Origin of the sequence: Sphingomonas corticis, from assembly GCF_012035195.1 — a bacterium.
Classification (GTDB): domain Bacteria; phylum Pseudomonadota; class Alphaproteobacteria; order Sphingomonadales; family Sphingomonadaceae; genus Sphingomonas; species Sphingomonas corticis.
In genome coordinates this window covers 250,552-265,783 of sequence record NZ_JAAVJH010000005.1, presented here as the reverse complement: position 1 = coordinate 265,783, position 15,232 = coordinate 250,552, and the positions used below count along the sequence as shown (strand labels likewise).

The window sequence follows — 15,232 nt, the reverse complement described above, 5'->3', positions numbered from 1 at the left end:
TCACGCCCGGCGTCTCAGCGACAGGACCGGCACCTCGCTGCCGTCCTCCAGCGCCGCACCGCGCCCCGACAGCGACGGATTGGTCATGAAGTAGCGATGCAGATTGAAGCCCTTGGCATCGCCCGGCGTGACGCGGACGTAGCTGCCGTCGGGCTCCAGTTCCCAGCTCTGCTCGTTGTCGATCAGGTTCGCGACCATCACCTGGTCGAGGATCTGGTCGTGCACCGTCTCGTTCTCGATCGGCAGCATATATTCGACCCGGCGGTCGAAGTTGCGCGGCATCCAGTCGGCCGACGAGATGTAGACGATCGCCCCGTCGTTGGGCAGCGCGTCGCCGTTGCCGAAGGCGGCGATGCGGCTGTGCTCGAGAAAGCGGCCGACGACCGACTTCACGCGGATCCGGTCGGACAGGCCGGGCACGCGCGGGCGCAGGCAGCAGATGCCGCGAATGACGAGGTCGATCTCCACCCCGGCCCCGCTCGCCTCGTACAGCTTCTCGATCAGCGCCGGGTCGACCAGGCTGTTCATCTTCGCCCAGATCGCCGCAGGACGCCCGGCGCGCGCGTGCGCGATCTCCGCGTCCACCTTCTCGATCAGCCGGGTGCGCAGAGAGCGCGGCGAGAGCACCACCTGCTCCATGTCCTCCGGCTCGACGTAGCCGGTGATGTAGTTGAACATCCGAGCCGCATCGCGCCCGACGCGTGGGTCGGCGGTGAAGAAGCTGAGGTCGGTGTAGATCCGCGCCGTCACCGGATGGTAGTTGCCGGTGCCGAAATGGCAGTAGGTGCGGAACACCCCCGCCTCCCGCCGCACCACCATGCTGACCTTGGCATGGGTCTTCCAGTCGATGAAGCCGTAGACCACCTGCACGCCCGCCCGCTCCAGCGCGCTGGCCCAGTACAGGTTCTGCTCCTCGTCGAAGCGCGCCTTCAGTTCGACCACCGCGGTGACGGACTTCCCCGCCTCGGCCGCCGCGATCAGCGCGTTGATGACGGCGGACTGCTTGCCCGCGCGGTACAGCGTCTGCTTGATCGCGACCACGTCGGGATCGTTCGCCGCCTGCTTCAGGAAGGCGAGGACCACGTCGAACGTCTCGTAGGGATGGTGGACGACGATGTCCTTGGCGCGGATCGCGGCGAAGCAATCGCCGCCGAATTCCCTGATCCGCTCCGGAAAGCGCGGGGTGAAGCTGGGGAACTTCAGCTCCGGCCGGTCCTCGTCCGCCAGCGCGGCGAGGTCGCCGATGCCCAGGAACGTTCCCGTCTCCGTCACGATCGCATCGGCGCCGCCCAGTTCGTCGCGCAGCACCGCGGCGAGGCCCTCGGGCATGTTCGTCTCCAGCTCGAGCCGGATCACGCGCCCGCGGCGGCGCCGCTTGATGGCGTTGGCGAAGTAGCGGACCAGGTCCTCCGCCTCCTCCTCGATCTCGATGTCGCTGTCGCGCAGCACGCGAAACTCCGCCGCGCCCAGCACGTCGTAACCGGGAAAGATCAGCCCGACGTAGCGCTTCAGGATCGATTCGACCGCGATGTAGCGCGCCGTCCCGCCCGGTAGCCGGATGAAGCGCGCCATGCCGGCGGGAAGCATCACCAGCTCGCGGATCGGTTCCTTGTCGGACCGGCGGACCAGGTCGAACATCACCGCCATGCCCTTGTTCGGCAGGAACGGGAACGGATGGGCGGGATCGAGCGCCTGGGGCGTGATGATCGGGAAGATCTGCTCGCGGAAATGCGTCTCCAGCCAGGCGCGCTCCTCGGCGTCGAGCGCCTCGTCGACGCGGCGGTGGCCCAGCACCTCGATCTTCTCGCGCGCCAGCGCGGCCCGCACGTCGCGCCACACCGCCTGCTGCCCCGCCATCAGCGCGTCCGCCTCCGCGGTGATCGCGGCGAGCTGCTGCGAGGGCGTCAGCCCGTCGGCGGAGCGGCGCTCCACGTCCTTCGTCTGCTGCCCCTTCAGCCCGGCGACGCGGACCATGAAGAACTCGTCCAGGTTGGAGCCGGAGATGGACAGGAAACGCAGCCGCTCCAGCAGCGGATGCGCTTCGTTGCACGCCTCCTCCATCACGCGGCGGTTGAAGGCGAGCCACGACAGTTCGCGATTGAAATAGCGCTCGTGTCCGACCTCCTCGAAGGGATCGTCGTCGTCGGCGTCGAGCCTGGCGAGGTTAGCGGGGCGGGTCATGCGGGATCGTACCTTCGGCAAACGTCGCGACCGCCGCCAGGGTTTCGCGCGCCATCGGGATGGACAGGCGGCGGTGCCCCGACAGCGCGGCCTCGCTCAGCGTATCGATCACCTGTGTGACGGTGGCGTGACTGCGTTCCACCCGCGCCGCCAGCCACGCGATCAGCTCCGGCCGCGCGTCCAGCCGCGCGCGCTCGAACCCGCGCTCGATCAGCGCCGCGACCAGCGGATCGTCGGGCGGACCAATGGTGGCAAGCGGACTGGCCGCCAGCCGCGTGCGCAGGTCCGGCAGGCGCACGTCCCACGCCGGCGGCGCAGCGCCCGCGACGATGACCAGCGGTCGCCGCTCCGCCTGGGCGCGGTTCCACGCGTGGAAGATCGCGGCTTCCTCGTGCCGCTCCGCATCGTCGATCACGCTCCCGCCGCTCCGCGCCGCGAAGACGCGCGCCAGCGTCGACCGGCCGGAGCCGGGCGGCCCCACCAGCAAGGCCGCCATCACCGGCCAGCTCGCCCAATGCTCCATCGTCCGCGCCGCCTGCGCGTTGGACGGAGAGACGAGGAAGGCGGCGTCGCGGTCGTCGGCCGGCCAGGCCAGGGGAAGCGCGATCTGGTTCATCGCGCCCGCGTCAACCGGTCGTCTGCGCGTCGGGCTGGACGCTGGGCGGCGGCAGCTGCGGCGCGCGGCGCACGCGGATGGTGGTGCCGGTGCCGAACACCTGCCATCCGCGAGCCTCCAGCGCGGCGCGGAACGCCTCGGGCGAGCCGGCAAAGCCGACCTGCATCAGCGAGATGCCGCCGAGCGCCAGGCTGGTCGTCGCCGCGCGCGCCACGCCGGGCACGCCGCGCATGGCGCTCTCCGTCGCGAAGACCGCGGCGGCATCGGGCGAATCGAACTGGACGGTGATTGTGCTGCTCGCCGCCACGCCGTCCGTGGCGAAGGGGTCGACGCCGGGTGTCGGCGTGGCCACCGGGGTCGGCACCGCCTCCGGCGCGGTCAGGCCGGGGTCGACGCCCAGGTAGCCGCCGCGCAGCGCATCCTGGTACAGGCGGTCCAGTCGCGCGACGCCCGCGTCCAGCATCTGCGGCAGCCCGCGCGCCGCGCCGACGCGCAGCGTGAATTGCGACAGCAGGCGGTTGTCCGGCCCGTGCCGCGCCTGGAACACGCCGATCACCGGCCCGCCCGGCCATTGCCGGTACAATCGAACGGTCGGCATCACCACATCCAGCCCGCCGTACTGGTCGAGGATCATGCGCCACCAGGCGCGGTCCGGCCGCTGCGTCTGCCCCACGTTCAGCAGCAGCGGGTCGGGGCCGTTGCCCGCGGGGCGGATGTAATCCACCTCGCTCTGCCCGGTGCGATAGCGTGCCCAGGCCTCCTGCCAGGCGGTGCGCTGCTCGAACGCCGTGCCGACGCCGGTGGACCACACCACCGGCACGACCACCATCGGCGGCGACCGGCGCACGTCCGCGCTGACGCCCAGCAGGCTGGCGGCGCGCTGGCGATCGAAGAGGACGCCGAGCCGCGCGATGTAGCGCGTCGGCCCGATCTGCTCCTCGTCGACGACGATGGCGGAGACCAGCTGGTCCAGCACGCCGTCCGGCAACGTGCCCCCTCCCGCGCCCAGCCGCTGCGACAATTGCGTCCACCCGCGCCGCTGCGCCTCGCGCCAGCCGGCGAGCCGCGCCGCATCGGCGTCCTTCCCCGACGTGTCGACGCGGATGCCCGACACCTCGAAATCGCGGCTGCTGTCCACCGCCGCCACGCCGCGGTCCCCGCCCTCGATCTGCGCCATCACGGCGGCACCGGCGAAGGCCGTGCAGAGAAGGGCGATGACGGCGCGACGCATCCTGCGCGCCTTTTGGCGAAGCGGGCGTGGAAATCCAAGCGCGATGTGGCTAGGCGGTCGGCCCCATGAGCAACGATCGTCGCAATTCCCCCTACACCTACGCCGACGCGGGCGTTTCCATCGCGGCGGGCAACGCGCTGGTCCGCGCCATCGCGCCGCTCGCGAAGGCCACGCGCCGCCCCGGCGCGGACGCGGAGCTGGGCGGCTTCGGCGGCTTCTTCGATCTGAAGGCGGCCGGCTTCACCGATCCGCTGCTGGTCGCCGCCAATGACGGCGTCGGCACCAAGCTGAAGCTGGCGATCGAGCATGACCGGCACGAGGGCGTCGGCGTCGACCTGGTCGCCATGTGCGTCAACGACCTGATCGTCCAGGGCGCCGAGCCGCTGTTCTTCCTCGACTATTACGCCAGCGCGAAGCTGGACGCCGCGGTGGCGGAGCGCGTGGTCGCCTCCATCGCGGAAGGGTGCCGACAGGCGGGCTGCGCGCTGATCGGCGGCGAGACGGCGGAGATGCCGGGGATGTACACCGATGGCGACTACGATCTCGCCGGCTTCTGCGTCGGCGCGGTGGAGCGCGACCGGGTGCTGACCGGCGCCACGATCGCGGCCGGCGACGTGATCCTCGGGCTCGCCTCCTCCGGCGTCCATTCGAACGGCTTCAGCCTGGTCCGCCGGCTCGCCGCGGACAAGGCGTGGAAGCTGAACCGACCGGCGATGTTCGACCAGGACCGGCTGCTGATCGATCACCTGATGGCGCCGACGCGCATCTACGTCGCCAGCCTGCTGCCCTTGCTGCGCGAGGGGCGGATCAAGGGGCTGGCGCACATCACCGGCGGCGGATTGCTGGAGAACGTGCCGCGCGTCCTGCCCGCGGGCACCCACGCGACGATCGACGCCGACGCCTGGGCGCAGCCGCGCCTGATGGCCTTCCTCCAGGCACAGGGTGCGATCGAGCCCGAGGAGATGGCGCGCACCTTCAACTGCGGCATCGGCATGGCGGTGGTGGTCGCCGCCGACGACGCCGACGCCGTCGCCGCGGCACTGGCGGAGGCGGGCGAGACCGTGGCGCGCATCGGCATGGTGGAGGCCGGCGACCGCGGCTGCACCGTCCGCGGGTCGGCGGAGACGTGGAGCGCGCGTGCCGACTGGACCGCGACCCACCACGCATGACGGCGAAGGTCGCCATCCTGATCTCCGGCCGGGGATCGAACATGCAGTCGCTCGTCGCCGCGGCGGACGGCGCCTACGAGGTCGTGGTCGTCGCCTCGGACCGGCCGGAGGCGCCCGGCCTCGCCTGGGCGCTGGAGCGCGGCATCCCCGTGTTCGCGCTGTCGCCGAAGACGGTGGGAAAGCCCGCCTACGAGGCCGCGCTGGACGGTGCGCTGCGCGAGGCAGGGGCGGAGTGGATCGCGCTGGCCGGCTACATGCGCCTGCTCTCCGATGATTTCGTGGCGCGCTGGCGCGGGCGGATCGTCAACATCCATCCCTCGCTGCTGCCCCGGTACAAGGGGTTGGATACCCACGCCCGCGCCATCGCCGCGGGCGACGCGATCGCCGGCGCCTCGGTCCATGTCGTGACCGAGGAGCTGGACGGGGGCGAGGTGATCGCGCAGGCGGAGGTGCCGGTCCTGCCGGACGACGACGCCGCCACGCTGGCCGCCCGGGTGCTGGAAGCGGAGCACCGCCTCTATCCCCAGGCGTTGAAGGAGTTCGTCCGCCGATGACCGACCCGCTGACCCGCCTGCGCGAGACCGCCCTGGCGCTGCCCGAGACCGAGGAGCGCGCCAGCCACGGCCAGCCCACCTTCTTCGTCGCGGGCAAGCAGTTCGCGCAGTTCCGCAACGATCACCACGGCGACGGCCTGACTGTCGTCTGCGTGCGGACCGGCGGCAGCGACGAGCAGGCGATGCTGATCGAGGCGGCACCGGAGACCTACTCGCGTCCCGCCTATCTCGGCCCATCCGGCTGGGTCGGCGTGAACCTGGCGGGGGAGGTCGACTGGGCGCTGGTCGACGATCGCGTCGCGCGCAGCTGGGAACTCGCCGCGCCGCGTCGGCTGCTGGAGGCGGGCGGGCGCTAGCGCCTGGCCAGCGTCACCTGCACCACGTCGATCCCGCCGCCGCGGAACCCCCCCTCGCAATACATCAGATAGTAGCGCCACAGCCGCCGGAACCGCGGGTCGAAGCGCGGCGGCAGCGTCGCCGCATCGAAGCGCTCGCGCCACAGAAGCAGCGTCTCCGCATAGTCGAGGCCGAACGCCTCGCGGTCCTGCCACGCCAGCCCGGCGCGTTCGGCCAGCGCGCGGAAGGTCGGCTCGTGGATCAGCGCGCCGCCCGGGAAGACGTAGCGCTGGATGAAGTCCACGCCGCGCGCATAGGCGGGCCACACGTCGTCGGCGATCGTGATGAACTGGATCGCCGCGCGTCCCCCCGGCCGCAGCAGGCGGGCGATCGCGTCGAGATAGGTGCCCCAATATTCCGGCCCCACCGCCTCCACCATCTCGATGCTGGCGATCGCGTCGAAGGTGCCGGTCACGTCGCGATAGTCCGTCAGCGCCACCGTCACGCCGGGCAGGTTGCGTGCCGCCACCTGGTCTCGCTGTTCGGTGGATAGCGTCAGCGCGTGGACGCCGACCCCCGCCGCGGACGCGGCGGCGGCGAACGAGCCCCAGCCGCAGCCGATCTCCAGCACGCGATCGCCCGGCCGCGCCCCGGTCCGCTCCAGCACGCGCGCGAGCTTGCGCGCCTGCCGCGCCTCCAGCGTGCCCTCGCCCAGTCCGCTGGAATAGGTGAGCGAGGGGTCGAGCCACGCGCGGTAGAAATCGTTGCCGAGATCGTAGTGCGCGGCGATGTTGCGGCGCGAGCCGCGGCGGTCGTTGCGGCGCAAGCGGTGCCACGCGCGCATCGCCAGCCGCGCGGCGGGGCGCGCACGGGCGACGTCGCCCAGCGCGGCGCGGTTGCGCATGAACAGGTCGAAGATCGGCACCGGATCGGGGCTGGACCAGTCGCCCGCCTCCCACGCCTCGTACCAGCCGATCGAGCCGCCGCTGACGAGCCGCCACAGCGCGCGCCAGCGGTGCAGCGTGATCTGCGCCACGGGGCCGGGAGCGTGGCCGCCGACCAGCCGGCGCGTGCCGTCGGGCAGCGCCGCCTCGATCGCGCCTGACTCCAGCCCGCGGTCGATGCGGTCGAGGATGCGGTGGAACGGCGCCGCCACGGCACGCGCCACCCGCCCCTTGCTGCCGATCCGAGTGCCCGTCCGCGCGTCCATCCGCGCGCGGTTATCGCACCTTCGCGTTCGCCGCCAGCGCCCGCTCGCGCGCCTCGCGATGGCCGATGATCTTTGCCGGGTAGTTCTCCGGCCGGCACCCCGCCGCATCGGGATCGTGGATCGCCGCGTCGGGCAGGGCGGCGAGCTCGGGCACCCAGCGGCGGATGTAGTCGCCGGCGTCGAACTTCTCCGACTGGGTCAGCGGCGCCATGATGCGGCCGAACATATTGGCGTCGACGCCGGTGCCGGCGACCCATTGCCAGTTGACCGCATTGTTGCCGTAGTCCGCGTCGACCAGGCAGTCCCAGAACCACGTCTCGCCCTCGCGCCAGTCGATCAGCAGGTGCTTCACGAGGAAGCTGGCGGCAATCATCCGCACGCGGTTGTGCATCCAGCCGAGCGTCCACAGCTGGCGCATTCCGGCGTCGACGATCGGATATCCGGTGCGGCCACGCTGCCATGCCTTCAGGTCCTTCGGCGCGCGGCGCCAAGGCAGACTGTCGTATTTCGGCCGACCGTTCTCGTCGGCGTAGCGGGGCATCGCCAGCACCACGCCGCTGGTGAAATCGCGCCAGGCCAGCTCCTTGCGGAAGGTCGCGTCGCCGCGCTCGGTGGCGTGCCAAACGGTGCGGGCGGACACCTCGCCGAAGTGGAGGTGCGGCGAGAGTTGCGACGTCCCCTCCTCGTCCGCGGGCAGGTTGCGGCGGTGGTCGTAGCCATCGATGTCGAGCGCCCTCACCTTCGCCAGTGCCGCCGCCTCGCCCGGCTCCCACGCGAAGCCGCCGGACCAGTCGGGCTTCGCCGGCAACAATGCCCATGACGCCAGCGTGTCCGATCGCGGCCACGTGTCCGGCGCCGGTATGCTGCGCGGCATCGGCAGCGGTTCCTCGGGAGGCAGATGGGCCTGCAACGCCTTCCAGAAAGAGGAATAGATGCGGAATTGGCCGCCCGAGCCCGTCGTCACCTCCTCCAGCCGGGCGAGGTGGTTGCCGCCGTACAGGCAGAGGCGGTCGCCCAGCGCCTCCTCCGCCGCGCGCCACCACGGTTCGTAGTGGCGCAGCGCGTGGATGCGGTCGGCGCCGGTCTCTTCCGCCAGCTTCGCCAGCACGTCCGCCGCCTTGCCGCGCCGCAGGATCAGGCGGCTGCCCTTCGCCTCCAGCGCCTTCGCCAGCGCGGCGAGGCTGTGGTGCAGCCACCAGCGTTGCGCCCCGCCGATCCGCCACTGGCCCGGCCCCTCGTCGTCCAGCACGTAGACCGGGATCACCGCTCCCTCGTGCGCGGCGGCGACGAGCGCGGGCTGATCGTGGAGGCGAAGGTCCTGGCGGAGCCAGAGGAGGCTGGTCATTCCTGCCTTACGTTAGATCCGCTCGGCTTGTTCCGGCGGAACGAAGAAGGGGCCTCACACAAAGGCACGAAGACACGAAGAAAGAAAGGTCAGGTGCGGAAATAGTCGTTCGCCACCCTGCGGACACCTTCACGATAGGTGTACCCGCCGAAATTCATCAGCAGGCCAAGCGGCAGGTCCATCAAGCGCAGATAGGTAAGCACCTGCTTCGCGTGAACGGGGTTGAAGGACTGCGTCGATTTTAGCTCGATCAGCAGGCGCCCCTCCACCAGCAGGTCGGCGCGAAACCCCTCTTCCAGGATCAAACCGTCGTAGCGGATCGGGATCGGCACCTGCCGATCCACTTTCAAGCCTCGCTTCGCGAGGCTTTGGCAGAGGCAGGCCTCGTAGACCGACTCGAGCAAACCGGGGCCGAGGCCCTCATGGAGCCGGAATCCGCAATCGACCGCGATCCGAGCCAGTTCCTCCAACCCGTCGTCGCGCACCTTTCTCTTCTTCCTTCGTGGCTTTGTGTCTTTGTGTGAGATCCTACCTTCAAACCGCGTGCGGTTCCTTCTCCACCATCCACGTCTGCCCCTTGGCGAGGAGCTTGGCGAGGTCGGGCTTCTTGCCCGCGCTCGCCTGTTCGTTCTGCGCCACCACCGCGCTCTCGAACGTCGGTGCCGGGTCCTCGTAGATCACGCCCAGCGCCATCGGGAACTCGCCGAAGGGCATTTCGACCAGCAGGTGCGCAACCGTGCGGTTCGTCTTGTCGTGGACGATCACGTCCGGGTCGTCCGCCGCCACGACCTTCAGCGCGAGCCGGTCGCGGTCGAGCGCCAGTCCCTTCGTAGCGCCCGCGAAGACGAGCGGCTTGCCGTCCTCCACCCACAGCTGGTTCTGGTCGGCACCCTGCTTCTTGTCGGTGAAGGGCGCGAAGACGTCGTCGTTGTAGACGATGCAGTTCTGGAAGATCTCGACGAAGCTGGTGCCCTTGTGCGCGTAGGCGGCCTTCAGCACGCCGACCAGGTTCTTGTGCACGTCGATCCCGCGCGCCACGAACCGCGCGCCCGAGCCGAGCGCGAACGCGCACGGATTCGCCGGGCGATCGACCGAGCCGAACGGCGTCGATGGCGACTGCGTGCCGACGCGGCTGGTGGGAGAATATTGCCCCTTCGTGAGGCCATAGATCTCGTTGTTGAACAGCAGCACCTGGCAATCGAGGTTGCGGCGGATCAGATGCATCGTGTGGTTGCCGCCGATGCTCAAGGCATCGCCGTCGCCGGTGATGATCCACACGTCGAGGTCGGGATTGGCCAGCTTCACCCCCGTCGCCACCGCCGGCGCGCGACCGTGGATGGTGTGGAAGCCGTAGGTTTCCATGTAGTAAGGGAAGCGGCTGGAACAGCCGATGCCGGACACGAACACGGTATTCTCCGGCCGCGCGCCGATCTCCGGCATGGTGCGCTGCACCGCCTTCAGGATCGCATAGTCGCCGCAGCCGGGGCACCAGCGGACCTCCTGATCGGTCTCCCAGTCCTTGGGCTTCGTCGCGATTGGGGTCATGTCGTTCATCGGGACACCTCGATCGCCGCGGGCTGCGGCGCGCGAATGTTGAGACTGTTGAGGCGCTGGCGCATTTCCGTGCGTCAGCCCGCGGATTGCGGCGCGTCGGCGTCGCGTCGTGTCGCGTCGCCGTCGCGCGTCGTGGCGGACGGGTCGCTCTGCGGCGACGAGGTGCCGCGCAGCGTCCCGTCGTCGTGGCCCGACTGGGGCGTGGGCAGCTGCTGCGCGTTCACCGGCACCTCTCCGCCCTCGTTGCCCGGCACACCGTCGAAATAGGCGGCGATCGCCTCCTCGATCTCGGCGATGCGGAAGGGCTGGCCCGACACCTTGTTGAGCGGCTTGGCATCGACGAGAAACTGGTCGCGCAGGACGGTCTTGAGCTGGCCGGTGTTCATCTCGGGCACGAGGATATGCTCATAGCCCTTGAGTAGGACACCCAGATTCGCCGGCATCGGCCAGATGTGGCGGATGTGGACGTGAGCCACGTCCAGCCCCTTGCGACGCGCGCGGCGGACCGCCTGGTGGATCGGGCCGAAGGTGCTGCCCCAGCCGACGACGACCAGCTTGCCGCTCGCCTCGCCCAGTTCGACCTGCTGGTCGGGCACGGCGATGCCATCCACCTTCGCCTTGCGCGTGTCCGTCATCTCCTGATGGTTCGCGGGCGAATAGTCGATGTTGCCGGTGCCCTGCTTCTTCTCGATGCCGCCGATGCGGTGGAGGAGGCCCGGCGTGCCCGGCTTCACCCACGGGCGCGCCAGCTTCTCGTCGCGGGCATAGGGCAGGAAGCCGTCGGCCGGCGCCTGTTCGAGGAAGGCGACGGGAAACGGCTCCAGCGCCGACGTGTCGGGCACCTTCCACGGTTCGGCGGCGTTCGCGATATAGCCGTCGGTCAGCAGCATGACGGGCGTCATGTATTGCGTGGCGATCCGCACCGCCTCGATCGCCACCTCGAAACAGTCCGCGGCGGAGCGGCTGGCGATGACCGGCATCGGGGCGTCGCCGTTGCGGCCGTAGACCGCCTGGTAGAGATCCGACTGCTCGGTCTTCGTCGGCAGGCCGGTCGACGGCCCGCCGCGCTGCGAGTTGACGATGACGAGCGGCAGCTCGGTCATGATGGCGAGGCCGATCGCCTCCCCCTTCAGCGCGATGCCGGGACCGGAGGAGGAGGTGACGCCCAGCTGGCCGGCGTAGCTGGCGCCGATCGCGCTGGCGATGGCGGCGATCTCGTCCTCCGCCTGGAAGGTGGTGACGCCGAATTCCTTCAGCCGCGACAGGTGGTGCAGGATCGCCGACGCCGGCGTGATCGGATAGCCGCCGAAGAACATCGGCAGGCTGGCCAGCTGCGCGCCGGCGACGAGGCCGAGGCTGATCGCCTCCGCGCCCGTGACGGTGCGGTAGAGGCCCGGCTCGGCCGGGGCCGCGGGCACCGCATGCTGGCGCACGCCGCCGCCCAGCTCCGCGGTCTCGCCATAGGCGTGACCGGCGTTCAGGGCGGCGATGTTCGCCTCCGCCAGCGTCGGCGCCTTCGCGAACTTCGCCTTCAGCCAGTCGACCAGCGGCTGCCGATCGCGATCGAACATCCACAGCGCGAGGCCGAGCGTCCACATGTTCTTGCAGCGCAGCGCGTCCTTGTTGCCGAGGCCGAACGGCTTCACCGCATCGACCGTCAGCTGCGAGATGTTGAGCCGCAGCACCTGCCAGCGCGCAAGGCTGTCGTCATCCAGCGGATTGGCGGCGTATTTCGCCTTGTCGAGGTTGCGCTGGTTGAACTCGCCCTCGTCCGCGATGATGAGGCCGCCGGGCTTCAGCGCGTCCACGTTGGTCTTCAGCGCGGCAGGGTTCATCGCGACCAGCACGTCGAGCATGTCCCCCGCGGTCTCGATCGCGGTGGAGCCGAAGTTGATCTGAAAGGCACTGACGCCGAAGAGCGTGCCGAGCGGCGCGCGGATCTCCGCCGGAAAATCGGGAAAGGTGGCGAGATCGTTGCCCGCCAGCGCGGTCGACAGGGTGAACTGCCCGCCGGTCAGCTGCATGCCGTCGCCGGAATCCCCGGCGAAGCGGACGACGATCGACTCCGCGGCAGGGTGTGCCGACGCGTCGGCCGGCGAGACTTCATGGATGGCGGTGGCCATAGACATTCCTCTTCTCGCCACGGTCTCTACGCCGGTCGAACCGCACGTCCAGTGAAGATTCGCGAGGTGCGGGTCCAACCTGCACTATGCGCGTTACGCGTGCCGACTGGAGGAGGCACGCATGAAGACGAGCGGCAACACGATCCTGGTGACGGGCGGCGGATCGGGCATCGGCGCGGCGCTGGCGCAGCATTGGCACGATGCGGGAAACGTCGTGATCGTCGCGGGGCGACGACGCGCGGCGCTGGACGAGACGATCGCCGGGCGGGAACGGATGCACGGCGTGGAACTGGACGTGGAGAGTGCGGACGGCGTGGCCGATTTCGCCACGCGGGTGCTGCGCGACTTCCCGGCGCTGAACGTCCTGGTCAACAATGCCGGGATCATGCGGCTGGAGCCGATCGACCGCAAGCGCGACTTGGCCGACGCGGAGGCGACGGTGACGACCAACCTGCTCGGCCCGATCCGGCTGATCGACGCGCTGGTGGAGCATCTGTCGGCACAAGGCGACGCGGCGATCGTCAACGTGACGTCGGGCCTCGCCTTCGTGCCGCTGGTCGATGCGGCGGTCTATTGCGCGACCAAGGCGGCGCTGCACTCGTACACCGTCAGCTTGCGCGATGCGCTGAAGGGCAAGGTGGAGGTGATCGAACTGGCGCCGCCGGGCGTCCAGACGACGCTGACGCCGGGGCAGGAGAACCGGCCGGGCTACATGCCGCTCGACGCCTTCGTCGAGGAGACGCTGGCCGGCTTCGCGACGCAGCCGACGCCGCCGGAGATTGCGGTGGAGCGCGCGAAGATGCTGCGGAGCGCCGAGGCGGAAGGGCGGTTCGAGCAGACGTTCCAGGGGCTGAACGAGAGCGCGCGGGCGGCACGGGCGGCGCAGGGGTAATCCCTCCTTCGAGGCTCTCCGTTCGTGCCGGGGAGAGGCGCCGACAAGCTCAACGGCTCCTGGGGCCGAGCGGAGGGTGAAGGATCAGCGCCCCAGCGCCTCGCCCAGCGTCAGGATCGCGCGGACGTGGCGGCGGGCGATCGCCATCACGTCGTCGCCGTAGCCGCCGCCCACCGTGCTGGCGACCGGCACGCCCTGCGCCAGCCGCGCCACCAGCCGCTCGCGCGCCACGAGGCCGTCGTCGCTGAGCGAGAGGCGGCCGAGGCGGTCGTCGGCGAAGGGATCGACGCCGGCCTGGTAGAGGATCACGTCCGGCGCCACCTCCGCGATCAGCGGAGCCAGCGTCGCCTCCAGCGTGGCGAGGTACGCCGCGTCGCCGGTATGGTCGGCGAGCGGCACGTCCAGTGTGGAGCGCGCCTTGCGGACAGGGAAGTTCTTCTCCGCGTGGATCGAGTAGGTGGCGATCTGCGGATGACCGGCGGTGAGCGCCGCGGTGCCGTCGCCCTGGTGGACGTCGACGTCGACGATCAGCACGCGCCGCCCTTCCGCGGCCAGCCGGTGCGCGGCGACCGCGAGGTCGTTGAACACGCAATAGCCCGCGCCCGTGTCGCCGAGCGCGTGGTGGCTGCCGCCGGCGGTGTTGGCGGCGAAGCCGTGCTCCAGCGCCAGGCGGGCGGCGAGCCAGGTGCCGCCGGGCACCGTCTGCGCGCGGCGCGCCACGGCCGGGGTAACGGGAAAGCCGATGCGGCGCTCCTTCTCGCGCGGGACCGCGGCGGCGAGCACCTCCGCCACGTAGCCCGGATCGTGCGCCGCCTCCAACCAGGCGGGGGGCATCGGCTCGGGCTCGTGCCAGGCGACGCCCGCGCCTTGCGCCAGCAGCAGGTCGCGGATCGCGCCGTTCTTGCCCCAGCGATAGGTGGACCGCGCGGGCGCCTCGGTGACGTACGATGGGTGGTGGACGACGGGGATCACGCGGCTAAGATAGGTTGCGAACGACAACGATACGAGAGGATCGACCCGCATGACCGCCCCCTATGTCCGCCCCGACGTGCGCGGCTTCCTCGACTATCTGAACAGCATACCGGGGCCGAAGACGCACGAGGGCACGGCGGAGGCGGCGCGGGCGATGTATCTTGCGATGAAGGATGTGGCCGACCCGCCCGTGGGCGAGCTGGGCACGATCCGCGACCTCGCCATTCCCGGGCCGGCGGGCGACATTCCGGCACGGCTGTTCGACCCGCGCGAAACGCGCGAGCCCGGGCCGGTGGTCGTGTTCTTCCACGGCGGCGGCTTCGTGATCGGCAACGTCGACACGCACGCCAGCTTCACCGCGGAGATGGCGCGGCGGCTGGACCTGCCCGTCGTCAGCGTCGACTATCGTCTGGCGCCCGAGGCGAAATGGCCCGCCGCGCCGGAGGATTGCGAGGCGGCGGCGCGCTGGGTCGCGTCCAGCCCCGCGGAACTGGGGCGGACGGCGACCGCGCTGGTGCTGTCGGGCGACAGCGCGGGCGGCACGCTGACCATCACCAGCGCCATGGCGCTGCGCGACCGGCCGGCGGCGGTGCCCGTGATCGTGCAGGCCCCGATCTATCCCGCAGCGGACATGAGCAGGGAATATCCCTCGTTCAACGACTTCGCCGACGGCTACCTGCTGACGCGCGACACGATGATCTGGTTCGCCGACCATTATCAGGCGGACTTCGCCGATTTCCGCGGGTCGCCGATGGTGGGGGAGCTGGTCGGCCTGCCGCCTGCGGTGATCGTGACCGCCAGCCTGGACCCGATCCGCGACCAGGGCCGCGCCTATGCCGCCGCGCTGGTGCTCGCCGGCGTGCCGGTGACGTACCGCGAGGCGGTGGGCAACATCCACGGCTTCGTCACGCTGCGCCAGGCGGTGCCGTCCAGCCAGGGCGACGTGGCGGGCTATCTTGCCGCGGTGAAGGACGTGATCGTCGAGGCCGAGGGCGCGCGGGTGATGGCGCAGGCGGCGGGTTGACCGGGCGCGCGACGGGCGCGAGGAG

14 protein-coding genes are annotated in these 15,232 nt (G+C 70.6%); 5 read left to right on the top strand and 9 right to left on the bottom strand.

The genetic code is table 11. The features are described from left to right. From HBH26_RS10270 to HBH26_RS10260, 3 genes are read right to left on the bottom strand one after another with little or no spacing between them, the layout of a single operon-like run. Positions 1-2,181: an RNA degradosome polyphosphate kinase gene (locus tag HBH26_RS10270; protein WP_168134502.1), complete on the bottom strand. Its 2,181-nt coding sequence runs from the start codon at positions 2,179-2,181 to the stop codon at positions 1-3. After that, entirely contained in the window at positions 2,165-2,797 is a 633-nt protein-coding gene (locus tag HBH26_RS10265) for an HdaA/DnaA family protein (RefSeq protein WP_168134501.1), read from the bottom strand. The genes HBH26_RS10270 and HBH26_RS10265 overlap by 17 nt, the downstream gene beginning before the upstream one ends. 10 nt (positions 2,798-2,807) lie before the next feature. Further along, entirely contained in the window at positions 2,808-4,028 is a 1,221-nt protein-coding gene (locus tag HBH26_RS10260; protein ID WP_168134500.1) for a heavy-metal-associated domain-containing protein, read from the bottom strand. Between the two features lie 65 nt (positions 4,029-4,093). Here HBH26_RS10260 and purM point away from each other — a divergent pair, with 65 nt between their 5' ends. From purM to HBH26_RS10245, 3 genes are read left to right on the top strand one after another with little or no spacing between them, the layout of a single operon-like run. Beyond that, on the top strand, positions 4,094-5,197 hold the full coding sequence (gene purM, locus HBH26_RS10255; RefSeq protein WP_168134499.1) for a phosphoribosylformylglycinamidine cyclo-ligase: 1,104 nt from the start codon (positions 4,094-4,096) through the stop codon (positions 5,195-5,197). After that, positions 5,194-5,751, top strand: a complete 558-nt coding sequence (purN, locus tag HBH26_RS10250; RefSeq protein WP_168134498.1) for a phosphoribosylglycinamide formyltransferase — start codon at positions 5,194-5,196, stop codon at positions 5,749-5,751. Before purM ends, purN begins: the two co-directional genes overlap by 4 nt. Next, positions 5,748-6,107 (top strand): MmcQ/YjbR family DNA-binding protein, encoded by a 360-nt coding sequence (locus HBH26_RS10245; protein ID WP_168134497.1) that lies wholly within the window; start codon positions 5,748-5,750, stop codon positions 6,105-6,107. Before purN ends, HBH26_RS10245 begins: the two co-directional genes overlap by 4 nt. Here HBH26_RS10245 and HBH26_RS10240 read toward each other — a convergent pair. The 5 genes from HBH26_RS10240 to HBH26_RS10220 all read right to left on the bottom strand — a co-directional run bounded on the left by HBH26_RS10240 (position 6,104) and on the right by HBH26_RS10220 (position 12,319). Next, positions 6,104-7,297, bottom strand: coding sequence for an SAM-dependent methyltransferase (locus HBH26_RS10240; protein ID WP_168134496.1), 1,194 nt, complete (start codon positions 7,295-7,297; stop codon positions 6,104-6,106). The genes HBH26_RS10245 and HBH26_RS10240 overlap by 4 nt on opposite strands. A 10-nt stretch (positions 7,298-7,307) precedes the next feature. Further along, entirely contained in the window at positions 7,308-8,642 is a 1,335-nt protein-coding gene (locus HBH26_RS10235) for a cryptochrome/photolyase family protein (RefSeq protein ID WP_168134495.1), read from the bottom strand. 89 nt (positions 8,643-8,731) lie between these two features. Next, the gene (locus tag HBH26_RS10230) at positions 8,732-9,127 is read right to left on the bottom strand and encodes a GxxExxY protein (RefSeq protein WP_168134494.1); all 396 of its coding nucleotides are present in this window, start codon (positions 9,125-9,127) and stop codon (positions 8,732-8,734) included. A gap of 49 nt (positions 9,128-9,176) precedes the next feature. Then, complete coding sequence (locus HBH26_RS10225) at positions 9,177-10,196, bottom strand: 2-oxoacid:ferredoxin oxidoreductase subunit beta (RefSeq protein WP_168134493.1); 1,020 nt, start codon at positions 10,194-10,196, stop codon at positions 9,177-9,179. Between the two features lie 74 nt (positions 10,197-10,270). Then, complete coding sequence (locus HBH26_RS10220; RefSeq protein WP_168134492.1) at positions 10,271-12,319, bottom strand: 2-oxoacid:acceptor oxidoreductase subunit alpha; 2,049 nt, start codon at positions 12,317-12,319, stop codon at positions 10,271-10,273. Between the two features lie 121 nt (positions 12,320-12,440). Between HBH26_RS10220 and HBH26_RS10215 the strand changes: the two genes are divergently transcribed. Continuing rightward, complete coding sequence (locus HBH26_RS10215; protein WP_168134491.1) at positions 12,441-13,211, top strand: SDR family oxidoreductase; 771 nt, start codon at positions 12,441-12,443, stop codon at positions 13,209-13,211. A gap of 84 nt (positions 13,212-13,295) precedes the next feature. Here HBH26_RS10215 and HBH26_RS10210 read toward each other — a convergent pair whose 3' ends face one another. After that, positions 13,296-14,183: an arginase family protein gene (locus tag HBH26_RS10210; RefSeq protein WP_168134490.1), complete on the bottom strand. Its 888-nt coding sequence runs from the start codon at positions 14,181-14,183 to the stop codon at positions 13,296-13,298. Between the two features lie 49 nt (positions 14,184-14,232). On the opposite strand from HBH26_RS10210, the gene HBH26_RS10205 reads away from it, so the two are divergent. Continuing rightward, positions 14,233-15,207: an alpha/beta hydrolase gene (locus HBH26_RS10205; RefSeq protein WP_168134489.1), complete on the top strand. Its 975-nt coding sequence runs from the start codon at positions 14,233-14,235 to the stop codon at positions 15,205-15,207. Positions 15,208-15,232 lie beyond the last annotated feature (25 nt).

Bases quoted from the DNA above. Each gene is read 5' to 3' on its own strand.
- HBH26_RS10270 (WP_168134502.1), bottom strand. From the start codon at position 2,181: ATGACCCGCCCCGCTAACCTCGCCAGGCTCGACGCCGACGACGACGAT.
- HBH26_RS10265 (WP_168134501.1), bottom strand. From the start codon at position 2,797: ATGAACCAGATCGCGCTTCCCCTGGCCTGGCCGGCCGACGACCGCGAC.
- HBH26_RS10260 (WP_168134500.1), bottom strand. From the start codon at position 4,028: ATGCGTCGCGCCGTCATCGCCCTTCTCTGCACGGCCTTCGCCGGTGCC.
- purM (WP_168134499.1), top strand. From the start codon at position 4,094: ATGAGCAACGATCGTCGCAATTCCCCCTACACCTACGCCGACGCGGGC.
- purN (WP_168134498.1), top strand. From the start codon at position 5,194: ATGACGGCGAAGGTCGCCATCCTGATCTCCGGCCGGGGATCGAACATG.
- HBH26_RS10245 (WP_168134497.1), top strand. From the start codon at position 5,748: ATGACCGACCCGCTGACCCGCCTGCGCGAGACCGCCCTGGCGCTGCCC.
- HBH26_RS10240 (WP_168134496.1), bottom strand. From the start codon at position 7,297: ATGGACGCGCGGACGGGCACTCGGATCGGCAGCAAGGGGCGGGTGGCG.
- HBH26_RS10235 (WP_168134495.1), bottom strand. From the start codon at position 8,642: ATGACCAGCCTCCTCTGGCTCCGCCAGGACCTTCGCCTCCACGATCAG.
- HBH26_RS10225 (WP_168134493.1), bottom strand. From the start codon at position 10,196: ATGAACGACATGACCCCAATCGCGACGAAGCCCAAGGACTGGGAGACC.
- HBH26_RS10220 (WP_168134492.1), bottom strand. From the start codon at position 12,319: ATGGCCACCGCCATCCATGAAGTCTCGCCGGCCGACGCGTCGGCACAC.
- HBH26_RS10215 (WP_168134491.1), top strand. From the start codon at position 12,441: ATGAAGACGAGCGGCAACACGATCCTGGTGACGGGCGGCGGATCGGGC.
- HBH26_RS10205 (WP_168134489.1), top strand. From the start codon at position 14,233: ATGACCGCCCCCTATGTCCGCCCCGACGTGCGCGGCTTCCTCGACTAT.